Raw genomic sequence first — 24,196 nt, 5'->3', positions numbered from 1 at the left:
GGCGCTGGAGGCGTCAGTCCTGTTTTCCCAGGAATGACGACCCTTCGCCGATGATCTTCTTGTCCTCCTTGCCGATGGCGTCGAGGTCGCGGCCCTCATAGGGCAGCGACAGCAGGATGCGCCGGATGACGGCCAGTCGCGCGCGCCGCTTGTCGTTGGCCCGCACGATGATCCACGGCGCGAACTCCTTGTGCGTGCGCTCCACCATCAGGTCGCGCGCCTTGGTGTAGTCATCCCATTTCGTGATGCCGGCGACGTCGATCGGCGAGAATTTCCAGTTCTTGAGCGGGCTCCAGCGGCGATCGTGGAACCGCTCGAGCTGGGCTTCCCGGCCGATATTGAGCCAGATCTTGAAGAAATGGATGCTATCGTTGCAGATCATCCGTTCGAAATGCGGCGTCTCGTCGAGAAACTTCTCATGCTGCTGCGGCGTGCAGAAACCCATCACCGGTTCGACCCCGGCGCGGTTGTACCAGGAACGGTCGAAGGTGACGAATTCTCCCGCCGTCGGGAAATGATCGACATAGCGCTGGAAATACCACTGTCCGCGTTCGGTTTCGGTCGGCTTGGTAAGCGCCACATTGCGCGCGGTGCGCGGGTTCATGTACTGGTGCAACACGAAGATCGTGCCGCCCTTGCCGGCGGCGTCGCGTCCCTCGAACAGCGCCATCACCCGCTTGCCCGTCGACTGCAACCAGGCCTGTGCCTTGACCAGTTCGATCTGCAACCGCTCGAGCGGCTCGTCATAATCCTCGCTCTTCATTTTCTTGTCGTAGGGATAGCCGCCCGAGGTCAGCTTGTTGTCCTCTACCCAGTCGGGAAGCTCGGGGTTCTCGATGTCGAACTCCCGCTCCTTGCCGTCGATCCTGATCTTCAGCGGACCTGACGCAGGTGCTGCGGGATTTTCCTTGGTGTTTTTCATCGAGACGAACCTTTCCAGCTTCCGGACTCATGCTATTGGGGGCGCTCTGCAGTGCCGCGCGTCCGTTTGGACGCGCAAAGGATGCTGTAGCACTTTGATTTTGCGCATGATCCTCTCCGAAAATCGATTCCGATTTTTCGGGGTCGTGCGCTAGACCGGTCCAGCGGGAAGTTTTCCAGCCCGCTGACCGACAGGATGCCGGGCACGAGGTGCGCGCGAATGGCTGACAATGGCTGAGATGGGCGCGGAGCATGAAGGCGCGGCGCAGACGGTCGCTATCCGGCTGTGGAACAGCCGCAGGCTGCTTGCCGCCGGCATCGGCGCGGTTCTGGCGGTTTATTGGTTCGCCGGCATGTCCGGCTATGTCGTGCTGCTGGCCTGTGCCGTACTGCTTGCCGCCGCGATGCTGCAGACCGACGTTGCGCGCCAGTCCGCCGAGGGCGGCGCGGCGATCGAGGCCAGCGGGCTGCAGCGGCTGTCGGGCGAATATCTGGCGGCGGCCGTTGCCGATCCGCTGATCATCTTCGACCGCACGGCCATGATCGTCCATGCCAACGCTGCCGCCTTCGCCGCCTTTGGCGGCATCGCGCCAGGCCTGTCGCTGTCGCTCAAATTCCGCGCGCCGGAAATGCAGGCCCTGCTGGACAGCATCTTGTCGGGAAATGTCGCCTCCGATGTCGTCGACTACACCGAAAAGCTGCCGGTCGAACGGGCCTACCGGGTGAGCGCCTCTTCGGTCGGCCACGGCACCGATCTCTATGTGCTGGTGTTCAAGGACCAAAGCGAGGCGCGCCGGATCGACCGGATGCGCGCCGATTTCATCGCCAATGCCAGCCACGAACTGCGTACTCCGCTGGCTTCGATATCAGGCTTCATCGAGACGCTGCGGGGGCCGGCCCGCAACGATCCGGCGGCGCGCGAGCAGTTCCTGCAGATCATGCAGAACCAGACCGGCCGCATGGCGCGCCTGATCGACGATCTCTTGTCGCTGTCGCGGCTGGAGATGAAACCCTATCTGAAGCCGGGAAACGAGGTCGATCTCCGCCAGACCGTTGACAGCGTCATCGATTCGCTTGGGCCGCTTGCCAGGGAAAACGGCGTCGCCATCGAGCGGGATTTCGCGGAAGGGCCGCTTGATGTGCCGGGAGACCGGGACGAACTCTTCCAGGTCTTCGAAAACCTGCTGGAAAACGCCTGCAAATACGGACAGTCGGGCGGACGCGTCGTGGTGTCGATCGCCCCTGGCGATGCCGGTCCCGAACCGGGCATCGACGTCACCATCAGGGATTTTGGTCCCGGCATAGCCGAGGAGCATATCCCGCGCATCACCGAGCGCTTCTACCGCGTCGACGTCGAGAACAGCCGGACCCAGAAAGGCACGGGCCTCGGCCTGTCCATCGTCAAGCATATACTTACGCGCCACAACGCCAGACTTTCGATCAAGTCCGAGGTCGGCAAGGGCGCAGCCTTCTCGGTCCATTTGCCGAGGCACTGACGTCGCACTATGTGCTAACGCATGGGCCCGAAAATCGGAATCGGTTTTCGGAAAAGCACGATGCGTAGATATAGGGTTAGAGCGTACTTTGTGTGTCTAATCGGACGCAGGTCGCTCTAACTGTTTCTTTTTTCTGTCATCCCGCTAGCGTATCAGTGGAGGATTCGAGAAGACGACTCGGTGAGAAGACCATGGAAGGGCATTCATCCATGCAGTCCGTGCACATCGTCAGCGCCTATGACGAGGAGCTGCAATACCTGTCGAAGCGCATCGCCGCGATGGGCGGGCATGCCGAGCGCATGGTCGAACAGGCGATCGCGGCCCTGGTCAACGCAGATCCCGGCCTCGCCCAGAAGGTCATCCGTGACGACCTGGTTCTGGACGAGGGACAGCGCGAGATCGACGACAAGGCGATCGTCATCATCGCCAAGCGTCAGCCGATGGCGACGGATTTGCGCGAGATCGTCGGGGCGATCCGCATCTCGGCCGATCTCGAACGGGTCGGCGACCTCGGCAAGAATGTCGCCAAGCGGGTGGTTGCCGTCATCGAAGGACGCCAGCCGACCAGCCTGTTTCGTGGCCTGGAGGCACTGGCCGACCTCGCCTTGACGCAGCTCAAGGAAGTGCTCGACGTCTACGCGTCGCGCTCGGTGGAGAACATCGGCTTCGTACGCGACCGCGACGATCAGATCGACGCCATGTACACCTCGCTGTTTCGCGAATTGCTGACCTATATGATGGAGGATCCGCGCAACATCACGCCGTGCACGCATCTCCTGTTCTGCGCCAAGAACATCGAACGGATCGGCGATCACGCCACCAATATCGCCGAGACGATCTATTACATCGTCACCGGCGACCAGATGCCGGCCGACCGGCCAAAAGGCGACAAGACGGACAAGATTGTCCTTCCCGCTGCGCAGCCGGTGAAGTGAACGCACCACCTCTCGAACCCATTGCTAATTTGATGCATGTCGCGCAAGTGTGCAGCGGTTTTGCGATAACGACGTAAATAAAAACAAGAACTTAGAATGCGTCGCATGAATCCTTTCAAAAGCGATGCGCTTTAGCTAAGCTGCCCCGAACGTTCCTGATCCCGGCCCCAGGCCATGCCTCAAGGAGGTAGCGATGGAAAACGTTCGGAACCTGACCGCGGCCCCGCCGCCGACATCGGGCATCATCGCTTCCAGCGTCTATACCGCCGGCCGGCGCATCGCCGACATTCCGGTAGAGGAAGCTGGCGAATGGGCTGGCAAGCCGGGCCACGTCGTCTGGATCGGCTTGCTGGAACCCGATCGCAACCTGCTGCTTCGTGTCCAGGCGCAATTCCATCTGCACGAACTGGCGATCGAGGATGCCGAGCATCCGCACCAGCGGCCGAAGATCGAGCAATATGGCGATGCCTTGTTCATCGTTGCCCGTACGGCCCAGCTGATCGACGGCCGCGTCACCTTCGGCGAGACGCATCTGTTCGTCGGGGCCGGCTACATCGTCAGCGTCAGGCATGGTCCATCGACGTCTTATGCCGCCGTTCGCCAGCATTGGGAAAGCTGCCCGCATTCGCTGGCCAAGGGCGAGGATTTCGTCCTCTATGCCATTCTCGATTTCATTGTCGACAACTACATGCCGGTGCTCGAGCAGATCGAGGACGAGGTCGAGGCGATCGAGGACAAGGTCCTACTGAAGCCGATGACCGGCCCCGACATCGAGCGGCTCTATATGCTGCGCCGCGATCTGTTGCGCTTGCGCAATGCGGCGCTGCCGCTGGTGGAAGTCTGCCGCCGGCTGACCAGCGCCGACCTGCCGCAGATCCATGCGGCCATGCACCCGCTGTTTCGCGACGTCACAGATCACATCCGCACCGTCCAGGAAAAGATAGACAGCTTGCGGGAGGTTCTCGCCTTTGCTTTCGAGGCCAGCCTTCTGGTGGGCCAGAGCCAGGAAACTGCGAACACCAAGAAACTCGCCTCATGGGCTGCCATCTTGGCGGTACCGACGGCGCTCGCCGGCATCTACGGCATGAATTTCAGCGATATGCCGGAACTGAGGATGGAATACGGCTACCCGGTCGTGCTGGCTGCGATCGCTGCGATCTGCTCTTTCCTGTACTGGCGGTTTCGCACCAATGGTTGGCTGTGAAAGAGAGGGCAGTAGGGCTCAAGCGCAGCCCAAACATACTGCCCTACTGCCTTACTCCCCTAACTACCTGCTGCGCCGCCGCTCCGAAGCCGGCTGGAACGCGATGCGGGAATGGTATTTGCAATAAGGCCCGGTTTCGGCGGCGTCATTGCCGCAGAAATGGAAGTCTTCCGAAAGCGGATCGCCATTCGGCCATTTGCAGGTCCGCTCGTTCAATTCGACGAGCTGCAGATGCCGCGAGATCGGCACAACGACGTTCTCGACCGGGCGGATGTAGTGACGCGCCACCGGTTCGGCGTCGAATTGCGTCTGCAACGCAGTCGCGCCGATCGACGTGGTCATATGCCGCGCCGCGCTTGCCGCCCGTGACACCGATTTCTGCACGCTCGATCCCTGCACGCTCTTCTTCTGGCGTGCCGGCGTGGCCGTCGATCGGCCGCGGCCCGACAATTTCAGCCGGTGTACCTTGCCGATGACCGCATTGCGGCTGACGCCCCCGAGCTGTGCGGCGATCTGGCTTGCGCTCAGTCCTTCCGACCACAATTTTCTAAGAAGTTCGACCCGCTCGTCAGTCCAGTTCATGAGACCGCGCTCCTGCTGAGACGTGCGGCGATCGGAATCCTTTCCCGACCCGGCTCTCGCCGGGCAAACAACACCACATATACCGGGTGATTAGGTCCGCCGCACGAAATCTAGTTATTTCTCGACTACAAATACCTATGCGTTGACTCAGTGACAAGAGTCCCAAGGGCAACACGAATCGGTTTTTTCGGTTTTCCCCAACTTGCCCGGTCGCTTATGAGCCGGCGCCTCGCTGAGGGGCTTGCCGCGCGTCCTTGCGCGACGTTTTCGTTGACTTCATGGCCGAAAAACACGATAAGCCGCAAAGGCCGCCGCTTTGGCGGCTTTTTTGATTTTCCGGTTCCGGAGAAGCATATAATGAGCGGTTCGGCGCTTTTCGAGACCTTTGCCCGCGCACCCCTGGCTTTCGACCATGGGGAAGGCACTTGGCTGGTTACCGACAAGGGCGAGCGATATCTCGATTTCGCCGGCGGCATCGCCGTGAACTCGCTGGGCCACGGCCATCCGCATCTGGTCGCCGCGCTCACCGACCAGGCTGCCAAGCTCTGGCATGTCTCCAATCTCTACGAGATTCCGGGGCAGAGCCGCCTGGGTGAGCGGCTGGCCGAAGCCACCTTCGCCGACAAGGTGTTCTTCACCAATTCCGGCGCCGAGGCATTGGAATGCGCGATCAAGACAGCGCGGCGCTACCACTTCGTCAAGGGCCATCACGAGCGCTTTCGCATCATTACCTTCGAAGGCGCTTTCCATGGCCGCACCCTGGCGACGATAGCGGCAGGCGGCCAATACAAATATCTCGAAGGGTTCGGACCCAAGGTCGAAGGCTTCGATCAGGTCGGTTTCGATGACATCGACGCCGCCGAAAAGGCGATCACGCCGGAGACCGCGGCGATCCTGATCGAGCCTGTACAGGGCGAAGGCGGCATCCGCCCGGTGCCGACGCAGTCGCTGAAGCGGCTCCGGCAGCTCTGCGACCAGCATGGCCTGCTGTTGATCTATGACGAGGTCCAGTGCGGCATCGGCCGCACCGGAAAACTGTTCGCGCATGAATGGTCCGGTGTCACGCCTGACATCATGGCGATCGCCAAGGGCATCGGCGGAGGCTTTCCGATGGGTGCCTGCCTTGCCACTGACGAGGCAGCGGTCGGCATGACCGCTGGCGTGCATGGCACCACCTTCGGCGGCAATCCGCTGGCGATGGCGGTCGGCAACGCCGTGCTTGACGTGGTGCTGGAAGACGGCTTCCTGGAGGATGTCCAGCGCAAGGCGTTGTTGCTGAAGCAAGGCCTGGCGGGTGTCGCCGATGAGTTTCCCGACGTCATTGAAGGCATCCGGGGCACTGGCCTGATGCTCGGCCTCAAATGCGTCATGCCCAACACCAAGGTGAACATGGCGCTGCGCGACCAGCATCTGCTGGCGGTTCCGGCGGGCGACAACGTCATCCGCCTGCTGCCGCCGCTCACCGTCACCGATGCCGAGATCCATGAGGCGCTCGACCGCATTCGCGCCGGTGCCCGGGGCCTGGCTGACGCCATCGCCGCGGCTGCCGCGAAGTAATCCCGGAACCAGTCCTGATGTCACTTCGCCATTTCACCGATCTCTCCGCCGTTTCCGCGGGCGACCTGCGCTTCATGCTGGACGACGCGGTGGTGCGAAAGGCGCGCCTCAAGGCCGGCGAGCGGACGAAGCCGCTCGAAGGCAAGGTGCTGGCGATGATCTTCGACAAGCCGTCGACGCGCACGCGCGTCTCCTTCGACGTTGGCATGCGCCAGCTCGGCGGCGAAACCATCATGCTGACCGGCACCGAGATGCAGCTCGGCCGCTCCGAAACCATCGCCGACACCGCCAAGGTGCTGTCGCGCTATGTCGATGCGATCATGATCCGCACCACCTCGCATGAGCGGCTGCTGGAGCTGACCGAGAATGCCACCATACCTGTCATCAACGGGCTGACCGACGACACCCATCCCTGCCAGTTGATGGCCGACATCATGACCTTCGAGGAACATCGCGGTCCGGTGGCCGGCAAGACCATCGCCTGGACCGGCGATGGCAACAACGTGCTGCATTCCCTGCTGGAAGCTTCGGCGCGGTTTGCCTTCAACCTGAATGTCGCGGTGCCCGAAGGCAGTGAGCCGGGCGAGAAGCATGTCGACTGGTCGAAGCGGCATGGCGGCAAGCTGAACTTCACGCGCTCGCCCGAGGAGGCTGTCCACGAGGCCGACTGCGTCGTCACCGACTGCTGGGTGTCGATGGGCCAGGAACACCGCGCCCGTGGCCATAACGTTTTCCTGCCCTATCAGGTCAATGCGGCGCTGATGGCCAAGGCCAAGCCCGACGCGCTCTTCATGCACTGCCTGCCGGCGCATCGCGGCGAGGAGGTCACCGACGAGGTCATCGACGGGCCGCATTCGGTGGTGTTCGACGAGGCCGAGAACCGGCTTCATGCCCAGAAGGCGGTCCTGGCCTGGTGTCTGGGCGCTTGATCCGGGCCACCTTGATCCGGCCCAACTTGATCGGGCCCAACTTGATCGGGCCCACCTTGATCGGGCAATGCGTGGTGCCTATCTCAGGCCCATCACGCAAAATGAGCGCGTTTAGACGCATGCGCCCCGGAGGGCGGCATGGCCGCGCCCCGGAGCTTTGTCATGTTGGAAACCCGTCAATTGGCTGAACATCAACCCAAACTCGGCGAATTCGGCTACGCCGGCGACGACCATGTCGTCCCCTTCGAGGTCGGGCCGCTCGATGTGCGCGGCCGCACCGTCCAGCTCGGGCCGATGCTCGACGCCATCCTTTCCCGTCACGACTATCCCGAGCCGGTCGCCCGCCTGCTGGCGGAAGCCTGCGTGCTGACGGTGCTGCTTGGCACCTCGCTCAAGTTCGAAGGCAAGTTCATCCTGCAGACCCGCACTGACGGGCCGGTCGACATGCTGGTCGCGGATTTTTCCACGCCGTCCGCATTGCGGGCCTATGCGCGTTTCGATGCCGACCGGTTGGAGGCGCTGACGGCCGCCGGCGAGACGTCGCAGCAGACGCTGCTCGGCAGCGGCGTGCTGGCGCTGACCATCGACCAGGGCGCCCACACGCAGCGCTACCAGGGCATTGTCCAGCTCGACGGCGAGACGCTGGAGGAGGCGGCGCGCACCTATTTCCGCCAGTCGGAGCAGATCCCGACCGATCTCCGGCTTTCGGTGGCCAAGCTTCTGACGCCCGGCATCGGCGGCGCTCGCGAGCAATGGCGCGCCGGTGGCATCCTGGCGCAGTTCCTGCCGCAGTCGCCAGAACGCATGCGCGTGCCCGATCTGCCGGGCGGCGACGGCGATCCGCGCGAGGAGATCCACGATCCGGACGACAATTCCTGGCAGGAACTGCTGGCGCTGCTAGGCACCATCGAGCCGACTGAACTGATCGATCCGACGATCGGCGCCGAGCGGCTGCTGTACCGGCTGTTCCACGAGCATGGCGTGCGCGTCTTCGGCGGCGTGCCGGTCGCCGACCAGTGCTCATGCTCGAGGGACAAGATTCGCGGCATTCTCGAAGGCTTCTCCGCCGACGAGATCAGGGACAGCACCGAGGAGGGCGGCATCCATGTCGCCTGCGAATTCTGCTCGAAGCAATATGACTTCGACCCAGCGGAGTTTGGCGCGGCTAACTGAAGCCGTTAATTCACCGTGCGTCGCGTGTCTGGCAGGTCGAGCGAGAAGGCGGGGATGGCGATGTTGAACGTCTCGCCCCGCGCGTTGAGCATCGTGTAGTGGCCGACCATGATGCCGGACGGCGTCGGCAACGGGCAGCCAGACGTATATTGATAGCTGTCGCCGGGGTTGAGCTCGGGCTGGTCGCCGACGACGCCTGCGCCGCGCACTTCCTCGACGCGGCCGGCGCCGTCCGTGATGTGCCAATAGCGCGACAGCAGCTGCACGAACTCGTCCGACTGATTGTCGATGGTCACATGGTAACCCCAGACATAGCGGTTCTCCGACGGATCCGAGCGATCTTCCAGGTAGAACGGCCTGACCAGCACTTCGATGTTGCGCGTAACGGCGCGGTACATTGATCACTCCAAACAATACGAACAGAACTTTCGACCCGCATCGTGGCTTGGTCAACGCAGCGTGTCTTTTGATCTAGGGCAGGTGCCGGCAAACAATGTCATTTAAGTGACACATGACAATGATGGTGTGCACGGGCTTGTACCGGGCGACTCGAGCCGGTTTTCCGGAGTGACCAGATCCGATGGTACTGACAGTCATAGTCGCCCTGCTCTCGACAGCTCTGCTCCTTTCAAATCTCGCCAGCATCGTGCTTGCCTCAATGGGGCTGAAACGGCGAGGCACCATCGCGCCGCCCTCCGGCAAGGCGCCGCCGGTGTCGATCGTCATCCCCTCGCGAGGCGTCGAGCCATTTACCGAAGAGACGCTCGCGCGTGCCTTCTCGCTCGACTGGCCGCGTTACGAGCTCATCTTCTGTGTCGCTAATGCCGATGATCCGGTGGTCAAACTGATAAACAGGGCGGTTGCCCGGTTTCCCAAGGTGCCGGCGCGGCTGCTGGTCGGCGACGATCGCATCAGCGGCAATCCGAAACTCAACAACTGCGTCAAGGGCTGGGAAGCCGCCCGTCACCACTGGGTCATCCTTGCCGATTCCAACGTCCTGATGCCGAAGGATTATGTCCAGCATCTGATGGCGGCATGGCGGTCGGACACAGGCCTCGTCTGCTCGACGCCGATCGGCTCGCGGCCGGATGGGTTCTGGGCCGAAGTCGAATGCGCCTTCCTCAACCCGCTGCAGGCGCGCTGGCAATATGCCGGCGAGGCGCTTGGCCTCGGCTTTGCCCAGGGCAAGAGCATGCTGTGGAACAAGCCGATGCTTGATGCCAATGGCGGCATTCGCGCGCTTGCCGCCGAGATCGCCGAGGACGCCGCCGCGACCAAGCTGGTCAATGGACTCGGCTTGCGCGTCAATCTCGTCGCCTCGCCATTCGAGCAGCCGCTCGGCCAGCGCACATTTGGCGAAATCTGGTCACGCCAGGCCCGCTGGGCGCGCTTGCGCCGCGTCACCTTCCCGCTGTTCTTCGCGCCCGAAATATTGACCGGCGTGGCGGCGCCGCTGGTGCTTGCACTGGTGGCGGCGGCAGGCTTCGGCATCAGCCTGCGGTCACGGCCATCGGCGTGCTGGCGCTCGCCTATCTTCCGGAATGCGTCTTGGCCGCGGCCAAGGGCTGGCACCTGTCGCTGCGCACGATCCCGGCGATGATCGCGCGTGACATCATGCTTCCGGCGATCTGGGCGCGCGGTTGGCTCAGCGGCGCCGTAGACTGGCGCGGCAACACGATGACCATCCACACCAAAGCCGTCGCCGACCTGGAAGAGACTCCGTCGGGCGCCTGACCATCGGGCCGACCAATACCTTATCCCTATTTGGCGGCTTTCAGCGCCTGCTCGACATCCCCGAGCAGATCGTCCGTGTCTTCCAGGCCGACGGACAGCCTCAGCGTGCCCGGTCCGATGCCGAGTTCGGCGCGGGCCTCGTCGCTGAGATTCTTGTGCGTCGTCGTCGCCGGATGGGTGATCAGGCTCTTGGCGTCACCAAGATTGTTGGAGATCAGCACGATGTCGAGAGCGTTCTGGAAGGCGAAAGCCGCCTGCTTGCCGCCCTTGACGTCGAGGCAGATCAGCGTCGAGCCGCCCGTCATCTGCTTCTTGACGACAGCCGCCTGCGGGTGATCGGCACGGCCGGGATAGATGACGCGGGCAATCTCAGGCCGCTCGGCGAGGAAATCCGCGATCTTGCCGGCACTTTCCGTCTGCTGGCGCACGCGCAGCGGCAACGTCTCCAGGCCCTTGAGCAGCGTCCAGGCATTGAACGGCGACAGGCTGGGGCCGGTATGGCGGAAATAGTCGTGCAAATTCTCGTCGATCCACTTCTTGTCCGACAGGATGACGCCGCCCAGGCACCGCCCCTGGCCATCGATGTGCTTGGTCGCCGAATAGACGACGATGTGGGCGCCGAGCTGCAAGGGCTTCTGCTGCAAGGGGGTGGCAAAGACGTTGTCAACGATCAGCCGCGCCCCGATCGAATTGGCAAGCGTTGCGACGGCGGCGATGTCGACCACTTCCAGCGTCGGATTGGTCGGGCTTTCCAGGAAGAACAGCTTGGTGTTTGGCTGGACCGCCTTCTCCCAGTTGGCGATGTCGGTGCCGTCGACCAGCGTCGCCTCGATGCCGTATTTCGGCGCCAGCGTCTCGACCACCCAGCGGCAGGAGCCGAACAGCGCGCGCGCCGCCACGATATGGTCACCGGCCCTGGCGCTGCACAGAAGTGCGGCGGTCACCGCCGCCATGCCTGATGCGGTTGCGCGCGCGTCTTCCGCGCCTTCCAGCGCGCACATGCGTTTTTCGAACATGTCGACCGTGGGATTGGCGTAGCGCGAATAGATGAAGCCCGGTTCCTCGCCCTTGAAGCGGGCTTCCGCCGCCTGTGCCGTCTCGTAGACGTAGCCCTGGGTGAGGTACATCGCCTCGGAGGTTTCGCCGAAGCCGGAACGCAGCGTCCCGCCATGCACGAGTGTGGTCTGAGGCTTCCAGTTGCGCTTCTTGGTGCTCATCGCTTTTGTTCCAGACACAAAAAAACCGGCCGCGAAAGTCGCAACCGGTCCATACGGCCTTGCGGCCCGACGGTCCTTTAGCGACTTGTTTAACGTGGCTGCAAGCCGACCGGCCAAATCACCACGGGATAACGACCCTTTAGACCCGCGCCGCGCTTGCGTCAATTGCCGGCTTGATTAAGAGGTTTGTACCAGCGGCCTCTTGGAGCAGCCTTTGCGGCAGACAGGCATTCTTCCCGATCACGACATTTCCGCGCTGTTCCAGTCCGGCGCGCTGAAGGCGCCTGCGCTTGATGCCGATCAGATCCAGCCGGCCAGCCTCGACCTCAGGCTCGGCGACAAGGCCTGGCGCGTGCGCGCCTCCTTCCTGCCCGGTCCGAACCACAAGGTCGCCGAAAAGCTCGATCGGCTGAAGCTGCATGAGATCAATCTGGCGGAGGGCGCGGTGCTCGAAACCGGCTGCGTCTACATCGTGCCGCTGCTCGAAAGCCTGGCGCTGCCTGAAAACATTTCGGCTTCGGCCAACCCGAAGAGCTCGACCGGGCGGCTCGACATCTTCACCCGCGTGATGACTGATCGCGGCCACGAGTTCGACAAGATCGCCGCCGGCTACACCGGGCCGCTCTATCTGGAGGTCAGCCCGCGCACCTTCCCGATAGTGGTCCGCACCGGCTCGCGGCTGTCGCAGATCCGGTTCCGCACCGGCAACGCGCTTCTGTCGGAACGCGAGCTTAGCGAACTGCACCGCGCCGAGACGCTGGTCGCCACCGAGCCGCCGAACATTTCCGGTGGCGGTATCGCACTGTCGATCGACCTCGATGGCGACAAGGACGGGCTGGTCGGCTACCGCGGCAAGCATCACACCGGGCTGGTCGATGTCGACAAGCGCGCCGCGCAGGATGTCGTCGACTTCTGGGAGCCGCTCTACAAGAGCGGCGCCGGTGAGCTGGTGCTCGATCCCGACGAATTCTATATCCTGGTCAGCCAGGAGGCGGTGCATGTGCCGCCGCTCTACGCCGCCGAGATGACGCCCTTCGATCCGCTGGTCGGCGAATTCCGTGTCCACTATGCCGGCTTCTTCGATCCGGGTTTCGGCCATTCGGCGGCCGGCGGCACCGGCAGCCGGGCGGTGCTCGAAGTGCGCAGCCATGAAGTGCCGTTCATCCTCGATCACGGCCAGATCGTCGGCCGCCTGGTCTACGAGCACATGCTGAAGCGGCCGCAGGCGCTCTACGGCACCGATCTCGGCTCGAACTACCAGGCGCAGGGCCTGAAACTGTCCAAGCATTTCCGCGCCGCGCGCTGATCGTTCCGCCAGTCTCACTTTGCTTGCCTCACACTGTGCTTGCCTGACCGGGCGCACCATGCTTGGCTATGCCGACCTTCAAATGAGCAACCGCAAGGGGAACAAAAAAATGCGGATTTCGAGATGGATCATATCGGCAGCGGCTGCTGCCATGCTGGTGGCCGGCCCTGGTTTCTCGTTGGCACAGGCACAGGAAAAACTGAAGATCGGCACCGAGGGTGCCTATCCGCCGTTCAACACCATCACCGCGGACGGCAAGCTGGTCGGCTTCGACATCGACATCGCCGATGCGCTTTGCGCTCAGATGAAGGTCGAATGCGAGCTCGTCACCCAGGACTGGGACGGCATGATCCCGGCGCTCCAGGCCAAGAAGTTCGACGCCATCGTCGCCTCGATGAGCATCACCGAGGAGCGCAAGAAGCAGGTCTCCTTCACCAACAAATACTATACGACGCCGCTTTCGCTGGTGGCGCTGAACGACACGGAGATCACTTCGACCGAAGCTGAGGCGCTTGCCGGCAAGACGGTGGGGGCGCAGGCCTCCACAACCCAGGCCGACTATGCCCAGAACGTCTATGGCAAGGCCGGCGCCGAGGCGAAGCTCTATCCGACCCAGGAAGAGGCGATCACCGACCTCATGAACGGCCGTCTCGATGCCGTCCTCTCCGACAAGTTCGTGCTGATGGACTGGATGAAGAAGGCCAGCGACGGCTGCTGCAAGATGGTCGGCGACGTCAAGGGCACCGAGACGCAAGCCGGCATCGCCGTGCGCCAGGAAGACAATGAACTGCGCGAAAAGCTCAACGCGGCCATAGACGCCATCGTCGCCGACGGCACCTACAAGAAGATCCAGGCCAAATATTTCGACTTCGATATTTATTGAGGTTGGAACTGCCAATCTCCCCCTCATGGGGGGAGATCACCCGCTCAAAGCGCCTTCACCGCCACCTTCACCGGCTTCTCGATTTCGAGCGGATTGCGCAGCGGCAGGCCGAAATCCCCGGCCTCGATCTCGAAGACGTCGCCGGCCTCGGTCCGGATGCCGTCGGCAAAAGACAGTGTCGCCGTGCCGAACATGTGCACATGCACGTCGCCCGGCTGGCGGAAGGCCGAATATTTGAAATGGTGGTGCTCGAGATTGGCGATGGTGTGCGACATGTTCGCTTCGCCCGACAGGAACGGCTTTTCCCAAAGCAGCTTGCCGTCGCGCAGGATGCGCGAGGAGCCCTTGATGTCGGACGGCAGGTCGCCGATCAGGATCTCCGGTCCGAACGAGGCGTTGCGCAGCTTGGAATGCGCGAGGAACAGATAGTTCACGCGCTCGGTGACATGGTCTGAAAACTCGTTCGACAGCGTGAAGCCGACGCGGAACGGCGCGCCGTCGTCGCCGATGACGTAGATGCCGGCGATCTCCGGTTCCTCGCCGGCGTCCTGCGCGAAAGCGGGCGACATCAGTGCCGCGCCCGGCGCCACCGCCATCGTGCCATTGCCCTTGTAGAACCATTCCGGCTGCACGCCCATCTGGCCCTTGGCCGGCTTGCCGCCCTCCAGTCCCATGCGGAACATCTTCATGGAATCGGTGAGCTGTTCCTCGCCGTCGGTGTTGAGCTTCTTATGCATGGAATCGCGGGTCGCCGCGGAGCCGAGATGTGTCAAGCCCGTGCCGGTGAGATGGAGATGCGCGGGATCGGGATGGTTGATCGGCGATACCAGCCGCCCCTTCTTATAGATGGCATCGAGATCGACCGTCTCGCCGTAGCCCTTGCGTTCGATGAGCGCTTCGAGGCCCGTGCCGGTGCGGGCGGCCTCCATCGCCAGCGAATAGACGCTGCGGGCGCCGTTGATGATCCGGGTCTTGCCGCCGTTGCGGGCAACGACACGGATCGTCTCGGCGTCGTCGAGTATCTGGGAGATCAGCATGATGTACCCTCTCTAGAATTGCCTTGGCGGCCTGCCGGTGTGGCAAACCCTTCCAAGCGCGACCCGGACCAGGTCCGCGCCACGGGTGAAATTCTTCGTCCGGATTGCGCTCGCTGGCCTGGTCTCTCAGGAGACTTCTTCGCACCGGCCTCTTGCCGGCAGCCGCGATGTGACCCGTATGGTTTCCTCGTCCGGCCAGGTTGTTCCCGGCTCAACCCTTGTTCTTGTTGTAGACGTCAAAGACCACGGCGCCGAGCAGCACCAGGCCCTTCACAACCTGCTGCCAGTCGACATTGACGCCCATGATCGACATGCCGTTGTTCATGACGCCCATGATGAACCCGCCGACCACGGCGCCGATGACCTGGCCGACGCCGCCCATGGCCGAAGCGCCGCCGATGAACACGGCGGCGATGACGTCGAGCTCGCTGCCGAGCCCCGCCGCCGGCACGGCCTGCCCCAGCCGCGCCGCGATGATCAGGCCGCCAAGCGCCGACAGCACGCCCATATTGATGAACACCATCAGGGTCAGCCGTTCGGTCTTGATGCCCGACAACTGCGCCGCCTTGGCGTTGCCGCCCATCGCGTAGATGCGGCGGCCGATCGTCATCCTTTTGGTGACGAAGACGAACAGCGCAATCAGCACGCCCATCACCATGAGGACGATCGGCAGGCCTCTGTAGGTGGCGAACTGGTAGACCAGGAACAGCGCCAGCGCGCTGGTCACCAGGGTCTTGACGACGAACAGCGTGAAGGGTTCGGCCTCATAGCCATGCCGCTCGCGGCTGCGCCTCGCCCTGAGCCCGAAATAGGCATAGGCAAGCACGGCGGCGAGGCCGATCACGATCGTCGTCATGTGCAGCGTCAGCCCGCTGCCGACGATGGTCTTGCCGGCGGCGTTCACCACCGGCGGGATCAGCGTCAACGAGCCGATCACGTCGGGAATGAAGCCGGAGCTGAGCGCCTTGAAGCCGGGTGGAAGCGGCCCCACGGAAGAGCCGCCACCCAGCAGCGCCTGGCAGATGCCGCGGAAGATCAGCATCCCCGCCAGCGTGACGATGAAGCTCGGTATTCGGTGATAGGCGATCCAGTAGCCTTGTGCCGCGCCGATCGCGCCACCCACGATCAGGCAGATGACCGACACCACCAGCGGATTGCTCAAGGGGCCGAGCGGCCAGATGACCATCATCATCGCCGCCAGCGCGCCGATGAAACCGGCGACGGAGCCGACGCTGAGATCGATATGGCCGGAGACGATAACCAGGAGCATGCCCAGCGCCATCACGATGATAAAGCTGTTCTGCTGCACCAGATTGCTCAGGTTCACCGGCTTGAACAGCGTTCCGGATGTCGTGAACTGGAAAAACACCATGATGGCGATCAGCGCCAGGATCAGGCCGTATTCGCGCAGATTGGTGACCAGCGCCGAGACGGCAACGCGAGGTGTCTGCTGTAGGTCTTGGGCGACGCCGCTCTGCGGCCCGGGAGCGCTTTCGGTGCTCATGATGCTTTTCCTTCTCCGCGGACGATGGCGCGCATGATTTTTTCCTGACTTGCGTCGCTTGCGGCCATTTCCCCCACGATGCGTCCTTCATTCATGACATAGATGCGGTCCGTGATGCCGAGCAGTTCGGGCATTTCCGACGAAATGACGATGATCGCCCTGCCTTCGGAGGCGAGACGGGCGATGATCGTATAGATTTCATATTTGGCGCCGACGTCGATGCCGCGCGTCGGCTCGTCGAGGATCAGCACTTCGGGATTGGCGAACAGCCACTTCGACAGCACCACCTTCTGTTGATTGCCGCCCGACAGATTGCCCGTCATCTGATAGACGCTGGACGAGCGGATGTTGGTCTTGGCCTTGTATTCATTGGCGACGGCGAGTTCGCGCAGATCGTCGATCACGCTGTGACGCGACACACCGCCCAGATTGGCCAGCGTGATGTTGTGCTTGATATGGTCGATCAGGTTGAGGCCGTAGGTCTTGCGGTCCTCGGTGACGTAGGCGATGCCGTGTGCCACCGCCTTGCTCACCGAGGAGACATCGATCGGCTTGCCCTTGAGCAGCACCTCGCCGCTGATGCGGCGGCCGTAGGAGCGGCCAAACAGGCTCATGGCGAATTCGGTGCGTCCGGCGCCCATCAGCCCGGCGATGCCGACCACTTCGCCCTTGCGGACATTGATGTCGATGCCCTTGATCACTTGCCGATCGGCATGGATCGGGTGATAGACCGACCAGTTCTTCACCTGGAGCACGATCTCGCCGATGTCCGGCTCGCGCGGCGGATAGCGGTCGTCGAGCGAGCGGCCGACCATCGAGGTGATGATGCGGTCTTCCGAAATGTCTTTCTTGGCAAGCGTTTCGATCGTCCGCCCGTCACGGATGATGGTCACCTTGTCTGCGACCCGGTTGACCTCGTTGAGCTTGTGCGAGATCAGGATCGAGGTGATTCCTTGCCGCTTGAATTCGAGCAACAGATCGAGCAGCGCCTGGCTGTCCTTTTCGGACAGGCTCGCCGTCGGCTCGTCGAGGATCAGCAGCTTCACTTCCTTGCTCAGCGCCTTGGCGATCTCCACCAGCTGCTGCTTGCCGACGCCGATATTGGTGATCAGCGTCTTGGGGTCCTCCTTGAGGCCCACCTTCTTGAGCAGGGCGCTGGTGCGTGTCTCGTTGGCATCCCAGTCGATGACACCGTACCTGGCGTGCTCGTTGCCAAGGAAAATGTTTTCCGTGATCGACAGCATCGGCACCAGTGCAAGTTCCTGGTGGATGATGACGATGCCCTTGTGTTCACTGTCGTGGATGCCTTTGAAATGGCATTCCTCGCCCCGGTAGACGATCGCGCCGTCATAGGTGCCGGACGCATAAACGCCCGACAGCACCTTCATCAGCGTCGACTTGCCAGCGCCGTTCTCCCCGACCACGGCGTGGATCTCGCCCTCTTCGACGCTGAGATTGACGTTGGACAGCGCCTTCACGCCGGGGAACGTCTTGGTGATGTCGCGCATCTCCAAAATCGTCGAGGTCATCAGGAATTAAGCTCCTCCGAGATCGGCAAACATACCGGGCTCGCTGGTTAACGAAAAGGGGCCCTGCGTTGCGCAGGACCCCAGACTTTGCAACCGGGATTACTTCAGTTCGTCGGCCTTGATGTAGCCGGAGTCGACCACCAGCGCCTGGTAGTTCGACTTGTCGACATCATGCGGCGTCAACAGGATCGAGGGGACGACCTTGACGTCGTTGTTGTAGGTCGTGGTGTCGAGGCCGTCCGGCTTGCCGCCCGTGAGCACCTTGTCGACGAGTTCGACGGTGGCCTTGGCGAGTTCCCGGGTGTCCTTGAACACGGTCGAATACTGCTCGCCGGCGATGATCGCCTTGACCGAGGCGGTCTCGGCGTCCTGGCCGGTCACGATGGGCCACGGCTGGTCGGCGGTGCCGTAGCCGACAGCGCGCAGCGAGGCGATGATGCCGCGCGACAGGCCGTCATAAGGCGAGAGAACGCCGTCGACGCGGCTGCCGTCCGAGTAGTTGGCGGAGAGCAGATTGTCCATGCGGGCCTGGGCGGTGGCGGCCAGCCAGCGCAGCGTGCCGACCTTGTCCATGCCCATCTGGCCGGACTTCACGACCAGCGTCTTGTCATCGATCAGCGGCTGCAGCACCGACATGGCACCGTTGTAGAAGAAGAAGGCGTTGTTATCGTCCGGCGAACCGCCGAACAGCTCGATATTGAACGGGCCCTTCTTTTCCGGATAGCCGAGGCCCTTGAGCAGCGATTTGGCCTGGATGACGCCGACGCCGAAATTGTCGAAGGTGGTGTAGTAGTCGACATTGGCGGTCTTCTTGATCAGGCGGTCATAGGCGACGACGACGACGCCGGCGTCAGCGGCCTTCTGCAGCGCGTCCGACATGGTCGTGCCATCGATCGAGGCGATGATCAGCGCCTTCGGGCCCTTGGTGATTTCGTTTTCCAACTGGCTGAGCTGGTTTGGAATGTCGTCCTGCGCATATTGCAGGTCGACGGTGTAGCCGAGCGCCTCCAGCTGGGACTTGACGGCGTCGCCGTCATTGATCCAGCGCTGCGAGGTCTTGGTCGGCATCAGCACGCCGACCAGGCCTTCGCCTGCCTGCGCAGGCAGCGTCATGGCCGCGATGCCAAGGGCCGCCATGGCGGCCAGTGTCTTGATGATTTTCACAGTAACTCTCCCTGGTTGATGGACGCGACACCTCGGGGCTTCGCGGGCCGCGCAGTCGAGCAGAAGCGCGAGCGCCGCTGTCGTCTATCGATCTCCGGTATCCTCCCAATCGGCCCCGGTACGCTTGTTTCAATCGATACGATTTTTCTCGTCATCGACTGACACGTCTCGGGACGCGCGGAGGGTGTGTCCCTTTGACATAACTGTCAAATGCGATCTCTGATGGTTGCTATATCGAAACTGGTATATCAATGAAGCAGTCCGAAACATAGGCGGGAGCTGGCGAAGATCATGGCGGCATTGCGGAATCCCCAGGGAATTTCAAGCGGTTACGACGACGTTCCGGGCGCCGGCGAAACCTTGTTGCGCAGCGGCTTGAGCCTGCGCCACATGCGCATGATCGCCGCGCTCGACGATCACGGCCGGGTGAGTGCCGCGGCGCAGGTGTTGAACATCTCGCAACCCGCCGCCTCGCGCATGATCGCCGAGATGGAGGCGGTGCTCAACGTCAAGCTGTGCGAAAGGCTGCCGCGCGGCATCACGCTGACGCCCTACGGCAAGGCATTGGCGAGGCGCGCTCGCTCGATCCTGCTCGAAATGCGCGAGGTCGACCGCGAAATTTCAGAACTCAAGGCCGGCAAGGGCGGCTCTGTGTTCCTCGGCGCGGTGACGGCGCCGGCGATCGAACTGGCCGTGCCGGCGATCCGCGAAATCCGCCGCATCTATCCGCGCATCGAGATCAACATGCAGGTCGAGACCTCCAATGTGCTGGCGCGCGAGCTGATCGCCACGCGTCACGATTTCATCATCGCGCGCATCCCCGACGACCTCAATCCGCGGCTGTTCGAATCGCGCGTCATCGGCGTCGAAAAGGCCTGCCTGATCGTGCGCCGCGGCCATCCGCTAAGCAAGGGCAAGGCGGTGCGCCTTGAAGAGACCGCCGCCTATGATTGGGTTTTCCAGTCGGGCGGCTCGCCGCTGCGCCAGGCGATGGAGAGCAATTTCCTGAACCGCAACATCGCCCTGCCGGACCGCATCCTCAACACCAGCTCGCTGTTGCTCACCCTGGTCATGGTCGCCCAGTCCGACGCTATCGCGCCGGTGTCGATCCAGGTGGCGAAATTCATCCAGAACCCCGAGGGGCTCTCCGGCGCCATCGACGTCGTCCAGACCGAGTTCGACATCGAGGTCAGGCCCTACAGCCTGATCACCGTGAAGAACCGCGTGCTGTCGCCGGCCGCCAAGATGCTGCACGATTTCATTTTGCGGGAGGTGGGCTGAAGCGCAAATTAAATCGGAGCGAATCCGCGCCTTCAGCTTGGGAAGCTGGTCCTTTCGATTTAAGTCCAATGACTTGGCTGCAAAACCGGCTGAAGGCGTCAAACTCCTTCGAGGATGACGATCGTCGGCCGGTCAGGCAGGGACTTCAGCGAAACCGACAGCGACCGGCCGGAGCGGAATTCCACGGCGAAATCGCCTCCCATCCTGCCTGTGAATTCGCCGATCGGAGTCGCATGGCGATGCATCGGCAGGATCATCGAGGAATAGAGCCGCGTGGTGATTTCGGTCATCCGGTCGAGCGACAGCGTCATGCCGCCGTCGATAGGCACCATCAGGATGTCGAGCCGGCCGATAGCGCCGTAATGCGCGTCCTCCAGCCGGTGGTGCAGATGGCCGAGATGGCCGATGCAGAGCCCCGCCACTTCGAAGATGAAGATGGAATTGCCGTCCTTGCCGAGATCGCCGCCATTGCGGATATCCGTTGGCACGTTGCGAATGTAGACATCGTCCACGACAAGGGCGTGGCGCGCCGGACCGCCGTCCGGATTCCAGCCGCGCAGCACATATTCGATGGCGGGGTCCGGATGGTCCGAATAATGGGTGCGGTGGGCCTTGTTCATGGTCACCACGCGCGGCAGCGGGTCAGCGCCGTAGACGCCGGAAAAGTCGGTGGCGATCCTGACGCCGGCGGGCGTCTCGATGATGTAGGTCGAATGGCCGGCATAGGTGATCGTGACGTCGCCGTCGACGAAGGCCTGGGCCAGCAGGGGCGTCTGCCCCTTCGGCGCCGTGAAGCTGGCATAGGTGGCTGACGGCAGCGCTTGCGCGATCGCAACGCATCGCGATGGCGTCGGCTCTTCCTGGGCCGAAGCGGCGAGCGGCCACAAAGCCAGGGTCAGCAGGGCGGCTGCGGATAGGCGGAGCATGGCTGTCTCCCGTGGCAGGACTGGCGCGCTCATGCCACGATAACGCCAGCGATTATGATGGCTATCGGCGCGACAGTCACGTTTTCGCGAGCGCCGGAGGGGCTGACTGTCAATTATCGCTAAGGCGCGGCGGATCGGAGTACCGCCTGGCCGGCGCCTATGGCATAGCTGGAGCGGGTAGCGGGAATCGAACCCGCGCGTTCAGCTTGGGAAGCTGACAAGCTACCATTACATCATACCCGCACGAGCCCTCGTTACCATGCAAGCCGGCATTCGGGCAATCGTTATGCGCACGCTTGTGCCTTGCCAGCCGCCGACTGTTACTTCGCCGTGGCGAGGGCGTTGTTGGCGGCAAAGTTCGGCCAGTATTTCGAAATTGCCAGCGTGGCCCCAATTGTCGAGAAATGCCCATAATCGAAATAGAGAAACTGGCCTGCGTCGGCGAAGGAACAGCGTCCCGCGCTGCACAGGAATTTCAGCGGATCGATGAAAGTGGCGCCTTTGGTGAATGCGCGCACACGGTCGTTGATGCCGGGATCCATGGCCATTGGCCAGGATGTATCATCCAGATTTCTGCGCTTTGCGAAGAACGCGATTTTCCGGACGTCGGCTATGAACTCCGGAGACTGGCCGATGACGAACACCCGCACGCCCAGGCCATGAAGCGTATCGATCGTTTGCTGGAGACCGTCGAAACTTCTCGCCGCGTAGTCGGTCCACCGGCCGCTGAGTATGACCGTCCGGATACCGGCATCCCCAATGATTTTCAGGGCTTGCTGATTGAATCGCGTGCAATTTGGACGTGCATAGGAGAAATAGGAGAGAATCGGCGGACAGCCCGCATAAGTGTATTCCACGACATTGGCTTGAATCTGATTTGCGTTGGCGTCCAGGCCTGAAACATAGTGGGCGGCGAACGAGTCTCCCCACAACAAGACATTCGTCTTGAAACCGTGGGTGCGTGTGCAATCCCCGAGATTCCAGTTCTCTATCTGGCTGGAGCCCTCGTTGAAACAGGTGCCATTGCGCCAGTCGCCGACAGGAATCCGCTGTTGGGCATAGTCCGGAAACCGTTGCGGAAAACCGTTGCCCAGTGCCCCGGCCGCGCCGCCAACACAAAGCAGAGCGATCGCGCCCGCTGAAAAGGCGAAGATGGGCAATGGGGCGGTAAAAGTCCTTTTCTGCCGAAACGGCTGCTCGACATATTTCCAGGAGAATGCAGCCAGAGCGAAGCTTGCAACCGTCATCACAACGATCATCGACGGGTCGAGTTTTTGCAGTGAAAGATAGTGAGCGAACGAATTGATTGGCCAGTGAACGAGATACAGCGAATACGAGATGAGACCGATCCAGACCAGCGGCCGGGTTTCGAGTATGCGGGTAACGATCGTCGATGGGGTACCCTGGCCAGCGTAGATAAGCAGCGCTGTTCCAAGGCACGGATACAAGGCGTTGTAACCCGGGAACGGATCACTCTCCGAAATCGTCAGGAATCCGATGGCGAGAAGGCCAACCCCTGCCAGGCCGGCCAGTTCCATGACAAGCCGGTTGCCCAGGGCCGGGGGCCGTTTCAGCATGAGCACGGCGCCCAGCATAAGTTCCCAGATACGTGTCGGCAACAGGTAGAAGCCCGCGGTCGGCGCCATCGATGTCGCCATGATCGCCAGCACGAAGCTGCCAAGAATGATCGGCAGGAGTATCGTCAGCCAGCGCTTCCCGAAATAGCGATAGATCAGGAACATAAGGATCGGAGCGAAGATATAGTATTGCTCCTCGACCGAAAGCGACCATGTATGCAACATCGGTCGCAGTTGGGCATCGATGGAGAAGTAATTCGTCGTTTTCCAGAAATAGATGTTCGACCAGAACGTCGATGCCGCTATCACGCTGAGACTGAATTCATGCAGGTCCGACGGCAGGAGAATGAACAGCGCCGCTATGCATGTGAGAAGCGTGACAAAGACCAGAGCCGGCAGAATGCGACGGGCGCGGCGCCAGTAGAAGCTGACGATCGAAAACTGACCGCGTTCGAGGTCGTCCAGGAGGCTTCCGCTGATCAGGTAGCCGGAAATGACGAAGAAGATATCGACGCCGGTAAAGCCGCCGGGAATTGCCGTGATTCCGAAGTGGAAGAGTACGACCGGCAGGACCGCAACAGCCCGGAGGCCATCGATATCGCGCCTGTACTTCATGTGCACTCGCTGTGTTGGCTGACCACGGCGAGACAGCGCAGTCCGTCCATAACCGGGCGATACGAGTGAGTCTGGCTGATCGACATCAACTGGGTACCCTCTGTCACCTGATTTTGCTGCACTGCAACATAGGTGTCAAGGCTGGCGAGCAGGCAATCGTGCAAGCCCCCGTTCGGGCAATCGTAAGCGGCCTGGATTCCGCGACTGGCTTGATAGAGGGTCGACAAGTGCGTATTTCTGGGCTTGCACCGAATCGGCGCAACCTATTGTGGAGCCGGGCCTTGTCCGCATTGAACCGTTTTCTCGGCGATACGCCGCTCCGGGTGCTCCTGAAGCTGCTGGTGGTGTCGTTTCTCGTTGGCCTCGTCATGAACGCCTTCGGCTGGTCGCCGATGGATGTGCTCTACGGCATCCGGAAATTCTTCCTCGATCTGTGGAACCTGGGTTTCCACGCCGTCGACCGTTTCCTCGGCTATATCCTGCTGGGCGCGGCGATCGTCGTTCCGGCCTTCATCCTGCTCAGGATCGCCAACTATAAGAAATAGAGCATGATCCCGAATCGAAGGTCCGCGCAGCGAAAGTGGAAACCGGTTTTGCTTCGCTGACCTGCGGTTCGGAAATGATCA

At 62.1% G+C, this 24,196-nt stretch carries 20 protein-coding genes, 1 tRNA gene, 1 pseudogene and 1 riboswitch; of the genes and pseudogenes, 11 read left to right on the top strand and 11 right to left on the bottom strand.

Annotation, left to right across the window (positions count from 1 at the left end; translation table 11 throughout):
- Window positions 1–13: 13 nt before the first annotated feature.
- A complete protein-coding gene (gene ppk2 / locus C9427_RS28130) occupies window positions 14–922 on the bottom strand; it encodes a polyphosphate kinase 2 (protein ID WP_107652295.1) in 909 nt (302 codons plus the stop codon).
- A 229-nt stretch (window positions 923–1,151) separates the two neighbouring features.
- Between ppk2 and C9427_RS28125 the strand changes: the two genes are divergently transcribed.
- From C9427_RS28125 to C9427_RS28115, 3 genes are all read left to right on the top strand, one after another.
- Window positions 1,152–2,417, top strand: coding sequence for an ATP-binding protein (locus C9427_RS28125; RefSeq protein ID WP_107652294.1), 1,266 nt, complete (start codon window positions 1,152–1,154; stop codon window positions 2,415–2,417).
- A gap of 209 nt (window positions 2,418–2,626) precedes the next feature.
- Window positions 2,627–3,352: a phosphate signaling complex protein PhoU gene (phoU, locus tag C9427_RS28120; protein WP_107652331.1), complete on the top strand. Its 726-nt coding sequence runs from the start codon at window positions 2,627–2,629 to the stop codon at window positions 3,350–3,352.
- A gap of 193 nt (window positions 3,353–3,545) precedes the next feature.
- Window positions 3,546–4,556: a magnesium and cobalt transport protein CorA gene (locus C9427_RS28115; protein WP_107652293.1), complete on the top strand. Its 1,011-nt coding sequence runs from the start codon at window positions 3,546–3,548 to the stop codon at window positions 4,554–4,556.
- Window positions 4,557–4,619: 63 nt separating this feature from the next.
- Here the strand turns inward: C9427_RS28115 and C9427_RS28110 are convergent, their stop codons facing one another.
- Window positions 4,620–5,138, bottom strand: a complete 519-nt coding sequence (locus C9427_RS28110; RefSeq protein ID WP_107652292.1) for a GcrA family cell cycle regulator — start codon at window positions 5,136–5,138, stop codon at window positions 4,620–4,622.
- A gap of 357 nt (window positions 5,139–5,495) precedes the next feature.
- On the opposite strand from C9427_RS28110, the gene C9427_RS28105 reads away from it, so the two are divergent.
- From C9427_RS28105 to C9427_RS28095, 3 genes are all read left to right on the top strand, one after another.
- Window positions 5,496–6,695: an aspartate aminotransferase family protein gene (locus C9427_RS28105; protein WP_107652330.1), complete on the top strand. Its 1,200-nt coding sequence runs from the start codon at window positions 5,496–5,498 to the stop codon at window positions 6,693–6,695.
- A 17-nt stretch (window positions 6,696–6,712) separates the two neighbouring features.
- Window positions 6,713–7,624 (top strand): ornithine carbamoyltransferase, encoded by a 912-nt coding sequence (gene argF / locus C9427_RS28100; protein WP_107652291.1) that lies wholly within the window; start codon window positions 6,713–6,715, stop codon window positions 7,622–7,624.
- Between the two features lie 138 nt (window positions 7,625–7,762).
- Window positions 7,763–8,797, top strand: coding sequence for an Hsp33 family molecular chaperone (locus tag C9427_RS28095; RefSeq protein WP_107652290.1), 1,035 nt, complete (start codon window positions 7,763–7,765; stop codon window positions 8,795–8,797).
- Window positions 8,798–8,802: 5 nt separating this feature from the next.
- Here the strand turns inward: C9427_RS28095 and apaG are convergent, their stop codons facing one another.
- Complete coding sequence (gene apaG, locus C9427_RS28090; protein WP_107652289.1) at window positions 8,803–9,195, bottom strand: Co2+/Mg2+ efflux protein ApaG; 393 nt, start codon at window positions 9,193–9,195, stop codon at window positions 8,803–8,805.
- Between the two features lie 182 nt (window positions 9,196–9,377).
- On the opposite strand from apaG, the pseudogene C9427_RS28085 reads away from it, so the two are divergent.
- A pseudogene (locus tag C9427_RS28085) lies at window positions 9,378–10,531 on the top strand (ceramide glucosyltransferase).
- A 26-nt stretch (window positions 10,532–10,557) separates the two neighbouring features.
- Here C9427_RS28085 and C9427_RS28080 read toward each other — a convergent pair.
- On the bottom strand, window positions 10,558–11,748 hold the full coding sequence (locus tag C9427_RS28080) for an O-succinylhomoserine sulfhydrylase (RefSeq protein ID WP_107652288.1): 1,191 nt from the start codon (window positions 11,746–11,748) through the stop codon (window positions 10,558–10,560).
- 57 nt (window positions 11,749–11,805) lie between these two features.
- A riboswitch (SAM riboswitch) is annotated at window positions 11,806–11,883 on the bottom strand.
- A gap of 79 nt (window positions 11,884–11,962) precedes the next feature.
- On the opposite strand from C9427_RS28080, the gene C9427_RS28075 reads away from it, so the two are divergent.
- Together C9427_RS28075 and C9427_RS28070 are read left to right on the top strand one after the other, a co-directional pair.
- Window positions 11,963–13,054 carry a 2'-deoxycytidine 5'-triphosphate deaminase gene (locus tag C9427_RS28075; protein WP_097572924.1) on the top strand — a complete coding sequence of 364 codons (1,092 nt, stop codon included), beginning with the start codon at window positions 11,963–11,965 and terminating at the stop codon, window positions 13,052–13,054.
- A 109-nt stretch (window positions 13,055–13,163) separates the two neighbouring features.
- Entirely contained in the window at window positions 13,164–13,937 is a 774-nt protein-coding gene (locus C9427_RS28070; RefSeq protein ID WP_107652329.1) for an ABC transporter substrate-binding protein, read from the top strand.
- A 44-nt stretch (window positions 13,938–13,981) separates the two neighbouring features.
- Here C9427_RS28070 and araD1 read toward each other — a convergent pair whose 3' ends face one another.
- The 4 genes from araD1 to chvE all read right to left on the bottom strand — a co-directional run bounded on the left by araD1 (window position 13,982) and on the right by chvE (window position 19,171).
- Complete coding sequence (gene araD1, locus C9427_RS28065; RefSeq protein ID WP_107652287.1) at window positions 13,982–14,974, bottom strand: AraD1 family protein; 993 nt, start codon at window positions 14,972–14,974, stop codon at window positions 13,982–13,984.
- Between the two features lie 211 nt (window positions 14,975–15,185).
- Entirely contained in the window at window positions 15,186–16,478 is a 1,293-nt protein-coding gene (mmsB, locus tag C9427_RS28060) for a multiple monosaccharide ABC transporter permease (protein ID WP_107652286.1), read from the bottom strand.
- A complete protein-coding gene (gene mmsA / locus C9427_RS28055; RefSeq protein ID WP_107652285.1) occupies window positions 16,475–18,007 on the bottom strand; it encodes a multiple monosaccharide ABC transporter ATP-binding protein in 1,533 nt (510 codons plus the stop codon). Before mmsA ends, mmsB begins: the two co-directional genes overlap by 4 nt.
- A gap of 99 nt (window positions 18,008–18,106) precedes the next feature.
- Window positions 18,107–19,171, bottom strand: coding sequence for a multiple monosaccharide ABC transporter substrate-binding protein (gene chvE, locus C9427_RS28050; RefSeq protein WP_107652284.1), 1,065 nt, complete (start codon window positions 19,169–19,171; stop codon window positions 18,107–18,109).
- A 291-nt stretch (window positions 19,172–19,462) separates the two neighbouring features.
- Between chvE and C9427_RS28045 the strand changes: the two genes are divergently transcribed.
- Window positions 19,463–20,452 carry a LysR family transcriptional regulator gene (locus C9427_RS28045; RefSeq protein WP_107652283.1) on the top strand — a complete coding sequence of 330 codons (990 nt, stop codon included), beginning with the start codon at window positions 19,463–19,465 and terminating at the stop codon, window positions 20,450–20,452.
- Between the two features lie 98 nt (window positions 20,453–20,550).
- On the opposite strand, the gene C9427_RS28040 is transcribed toward C9427_RS28045, so the two are convergent.
- The 3 genes from C9427_RS28040 to C9427_RS28030 form a co-directional block, all read right to left on the bottom strand.
- Window positions 20,551–21,378 carry an MBL fold metallo-hydrolase gene (locus C9427_RS28040; RefSeq protein ID WP_107652282.1) on the bottom strand — a complete coding sequence of 276 codons (828 nt, stop codon included), beginning with the start codon at window positions 21,376–21,378 and terminating at the stop codon, window positions 20,551–20,553.
- A gap of 169 nt (window positions 21,379–21,547) precedes the next feature.
- Window positions 21,548–21,621: transfer RNA gene (locus tag C9427_RS28035), tRNA-Gly, on the bottom strand.
- A 77-nt stretch (window positions 21,622–21,698) separates the two neighbouring features.
- Entirely contained in the window at window positions 21,699–23,570 is a 1,872-nt protein-coding gene (locus C9427_RS28030) for an acyltransferase family protein (RefSeq protein WP_107652281.1), read from the bottom strand.
- Between the two features lie 281 nt (window positions 23,571–23,851).
- On the opposite strand from C9427_RS28030, the gene C9427_RS28020 reads away from it, so the two are divergent.
- A complete protein-coding gene (locus C9427_RS28020; RefSeq protein WP_107652279.1) occupies window positions 23,852–24,115 on the top strand; it encodes a DUF6460 domain-containing protein in 264 nt (87 codons plus the stop codon).
- The last annotated feature ends 81 nt before the right edge of the window (window positions 24,116–24,196 follow it).

Origin of the sequence: Mesorhizobium helmanticense, from assembly GCF_003034915.1 — a bacterium.
In the GTDB taxonomy this organism is placed as follows: domain Bacteria; phylum Pseudomonadota; class Alphaproteobacteria; order Rhizobiales; family Rhizobiaceae; genus Mesorhizobium; species Mesorhizobium helmanticense.
The sequence above is the reverse complement of the archived record's forward strand: the minus strand, read 5'-3'. Positions and strand labels throughout refer to the sequence as shown.

What these genes read in the sequence shown, in the direction of transcription:
- C9427_RS28105 (WP_107652330.1), top strand. Translation starts at nt 5,496, where the DNA reads ATGAGCGGTTCGGCGCTTTTCGAGACCTTTGCCCGCGCACCCCTGGCT.
- ppk2 (WP_107652295.1), bottom strand. Translation starts at nt 922, where the DNA reads ATGAAAAACACCAAGGAAAATCCCGCAGCACCTGCGTCAGGTCCGCTG.
- C9427_RS28110 (WP_107652292.1), bottom strand. Translation starts at nt 5,138, where the DNA reads ATGAACTGGACTGACGAGCGGGTCGAACTTCTTAGAAAATTGTGGTCG.
- mmsB (WP_107652286.1), bottom strand. Translation starts at nt 16,478, where the DNA reads ATGAGCACCGAAAGCGCTCCCGGGCCGCAGAGCGGCGTCGCCCAAGAC.
- phoU (WP_107652331.1), top strand. Translation starts at nt 2,627, where the DNA reads ATGCAGTCCGTGCACATCGTCAGCGCCTATGACGAGGAGCTGCAATAC.
- C9427_RS28095 (WP_107652290.1), top strand. Translation starts at nt 7,763, where the DNA reads ATGGCCGCGCCCCGGAGCTTTGTCATGTTGGAAACCCGTCAATTGGCT.
- C9427_RS28080 (WP_107652288.1), bottom strand. Translation starts at nt 11,748, where the DNA reads ATGAGCACCAAGAAGCGCAACTGGAAGCCTCAGACCACACTCGTGCAT.
- C9427_RS28040 (WP_107652282.1), bottom strand. Translation starts at nt 21,378, where the DNA reads ATGCTCCGCCTATCCGCAGCCGCCCTGCTGACCCTGGCTTTGTGGCCG.
- apaG (WP_107652289.1), bottom strand. Translation starts at nt 9,195, where the DNA reads ATGTACCGCGCCGTTACGCGCAACATCGAAGTGCTGGTCAGGCCGTTC.
- mmsA (WP_107652285.1), bottom strand. Translation starts at nt 18,007, where the DNA reads ATGACCTCGACGATTTTGGAGATGCGCGACATCACCAAGACGTTCCCC.
- C9427_RS28125 (WP_107652294.1), top strand. Translation starts at nt 1,152, where the DNA reads ATGGCTGAGATGGGCGCGGAGCATGAAGGCGCGGCGCAGACGGTCGCT.
- C9427_RS28115 (WP_107652293.1), top strand. Translation starts at nt 3,546, where the DNA reads ATGGAAAACGTTCGGAACCTGACCGCGGCCCCGCCGCCGACATCGGGC.
- argF (WP_107652291.1), top strand. Translation starts at nt 6,713, where the DNA reads ATGTCACTTCGCCATTTCACCGATCTCTCCGCCGTTTCCGCGGGCGAC.
- C9427_RS28070 (WP_107652329.1), top strand. Translation starts at nt 13,164, where the DNA reads ATGCGGATTTCGAGATGGATCATATCGGCAGCGGCTGCTGCCATGCTG.
- araD1 (WP_107652287.1), bottom strand. Translation starts at nt 14,974, where the DNA reads ATGCTGATCTCCCAGATACTCGACGACGCCGAGACGATCCGTGTCGTT.
- C9427_RS28030 (WP_107652281.1), bottom strand. Translation starts at nt 23,570, where the DNA reads ATGAAGTACAGGCGCGATATCGATGGCCTCCGGGCTGTTGCGGTCCTG.
- C9427_RS28045 (WP_107652283.1), top strand. Translation starts at nt 19,463, where the DNA reads ATGGCGGCATTGCGGAATCCCCAGGGAATTTCAAGCGGTTACGACGAC.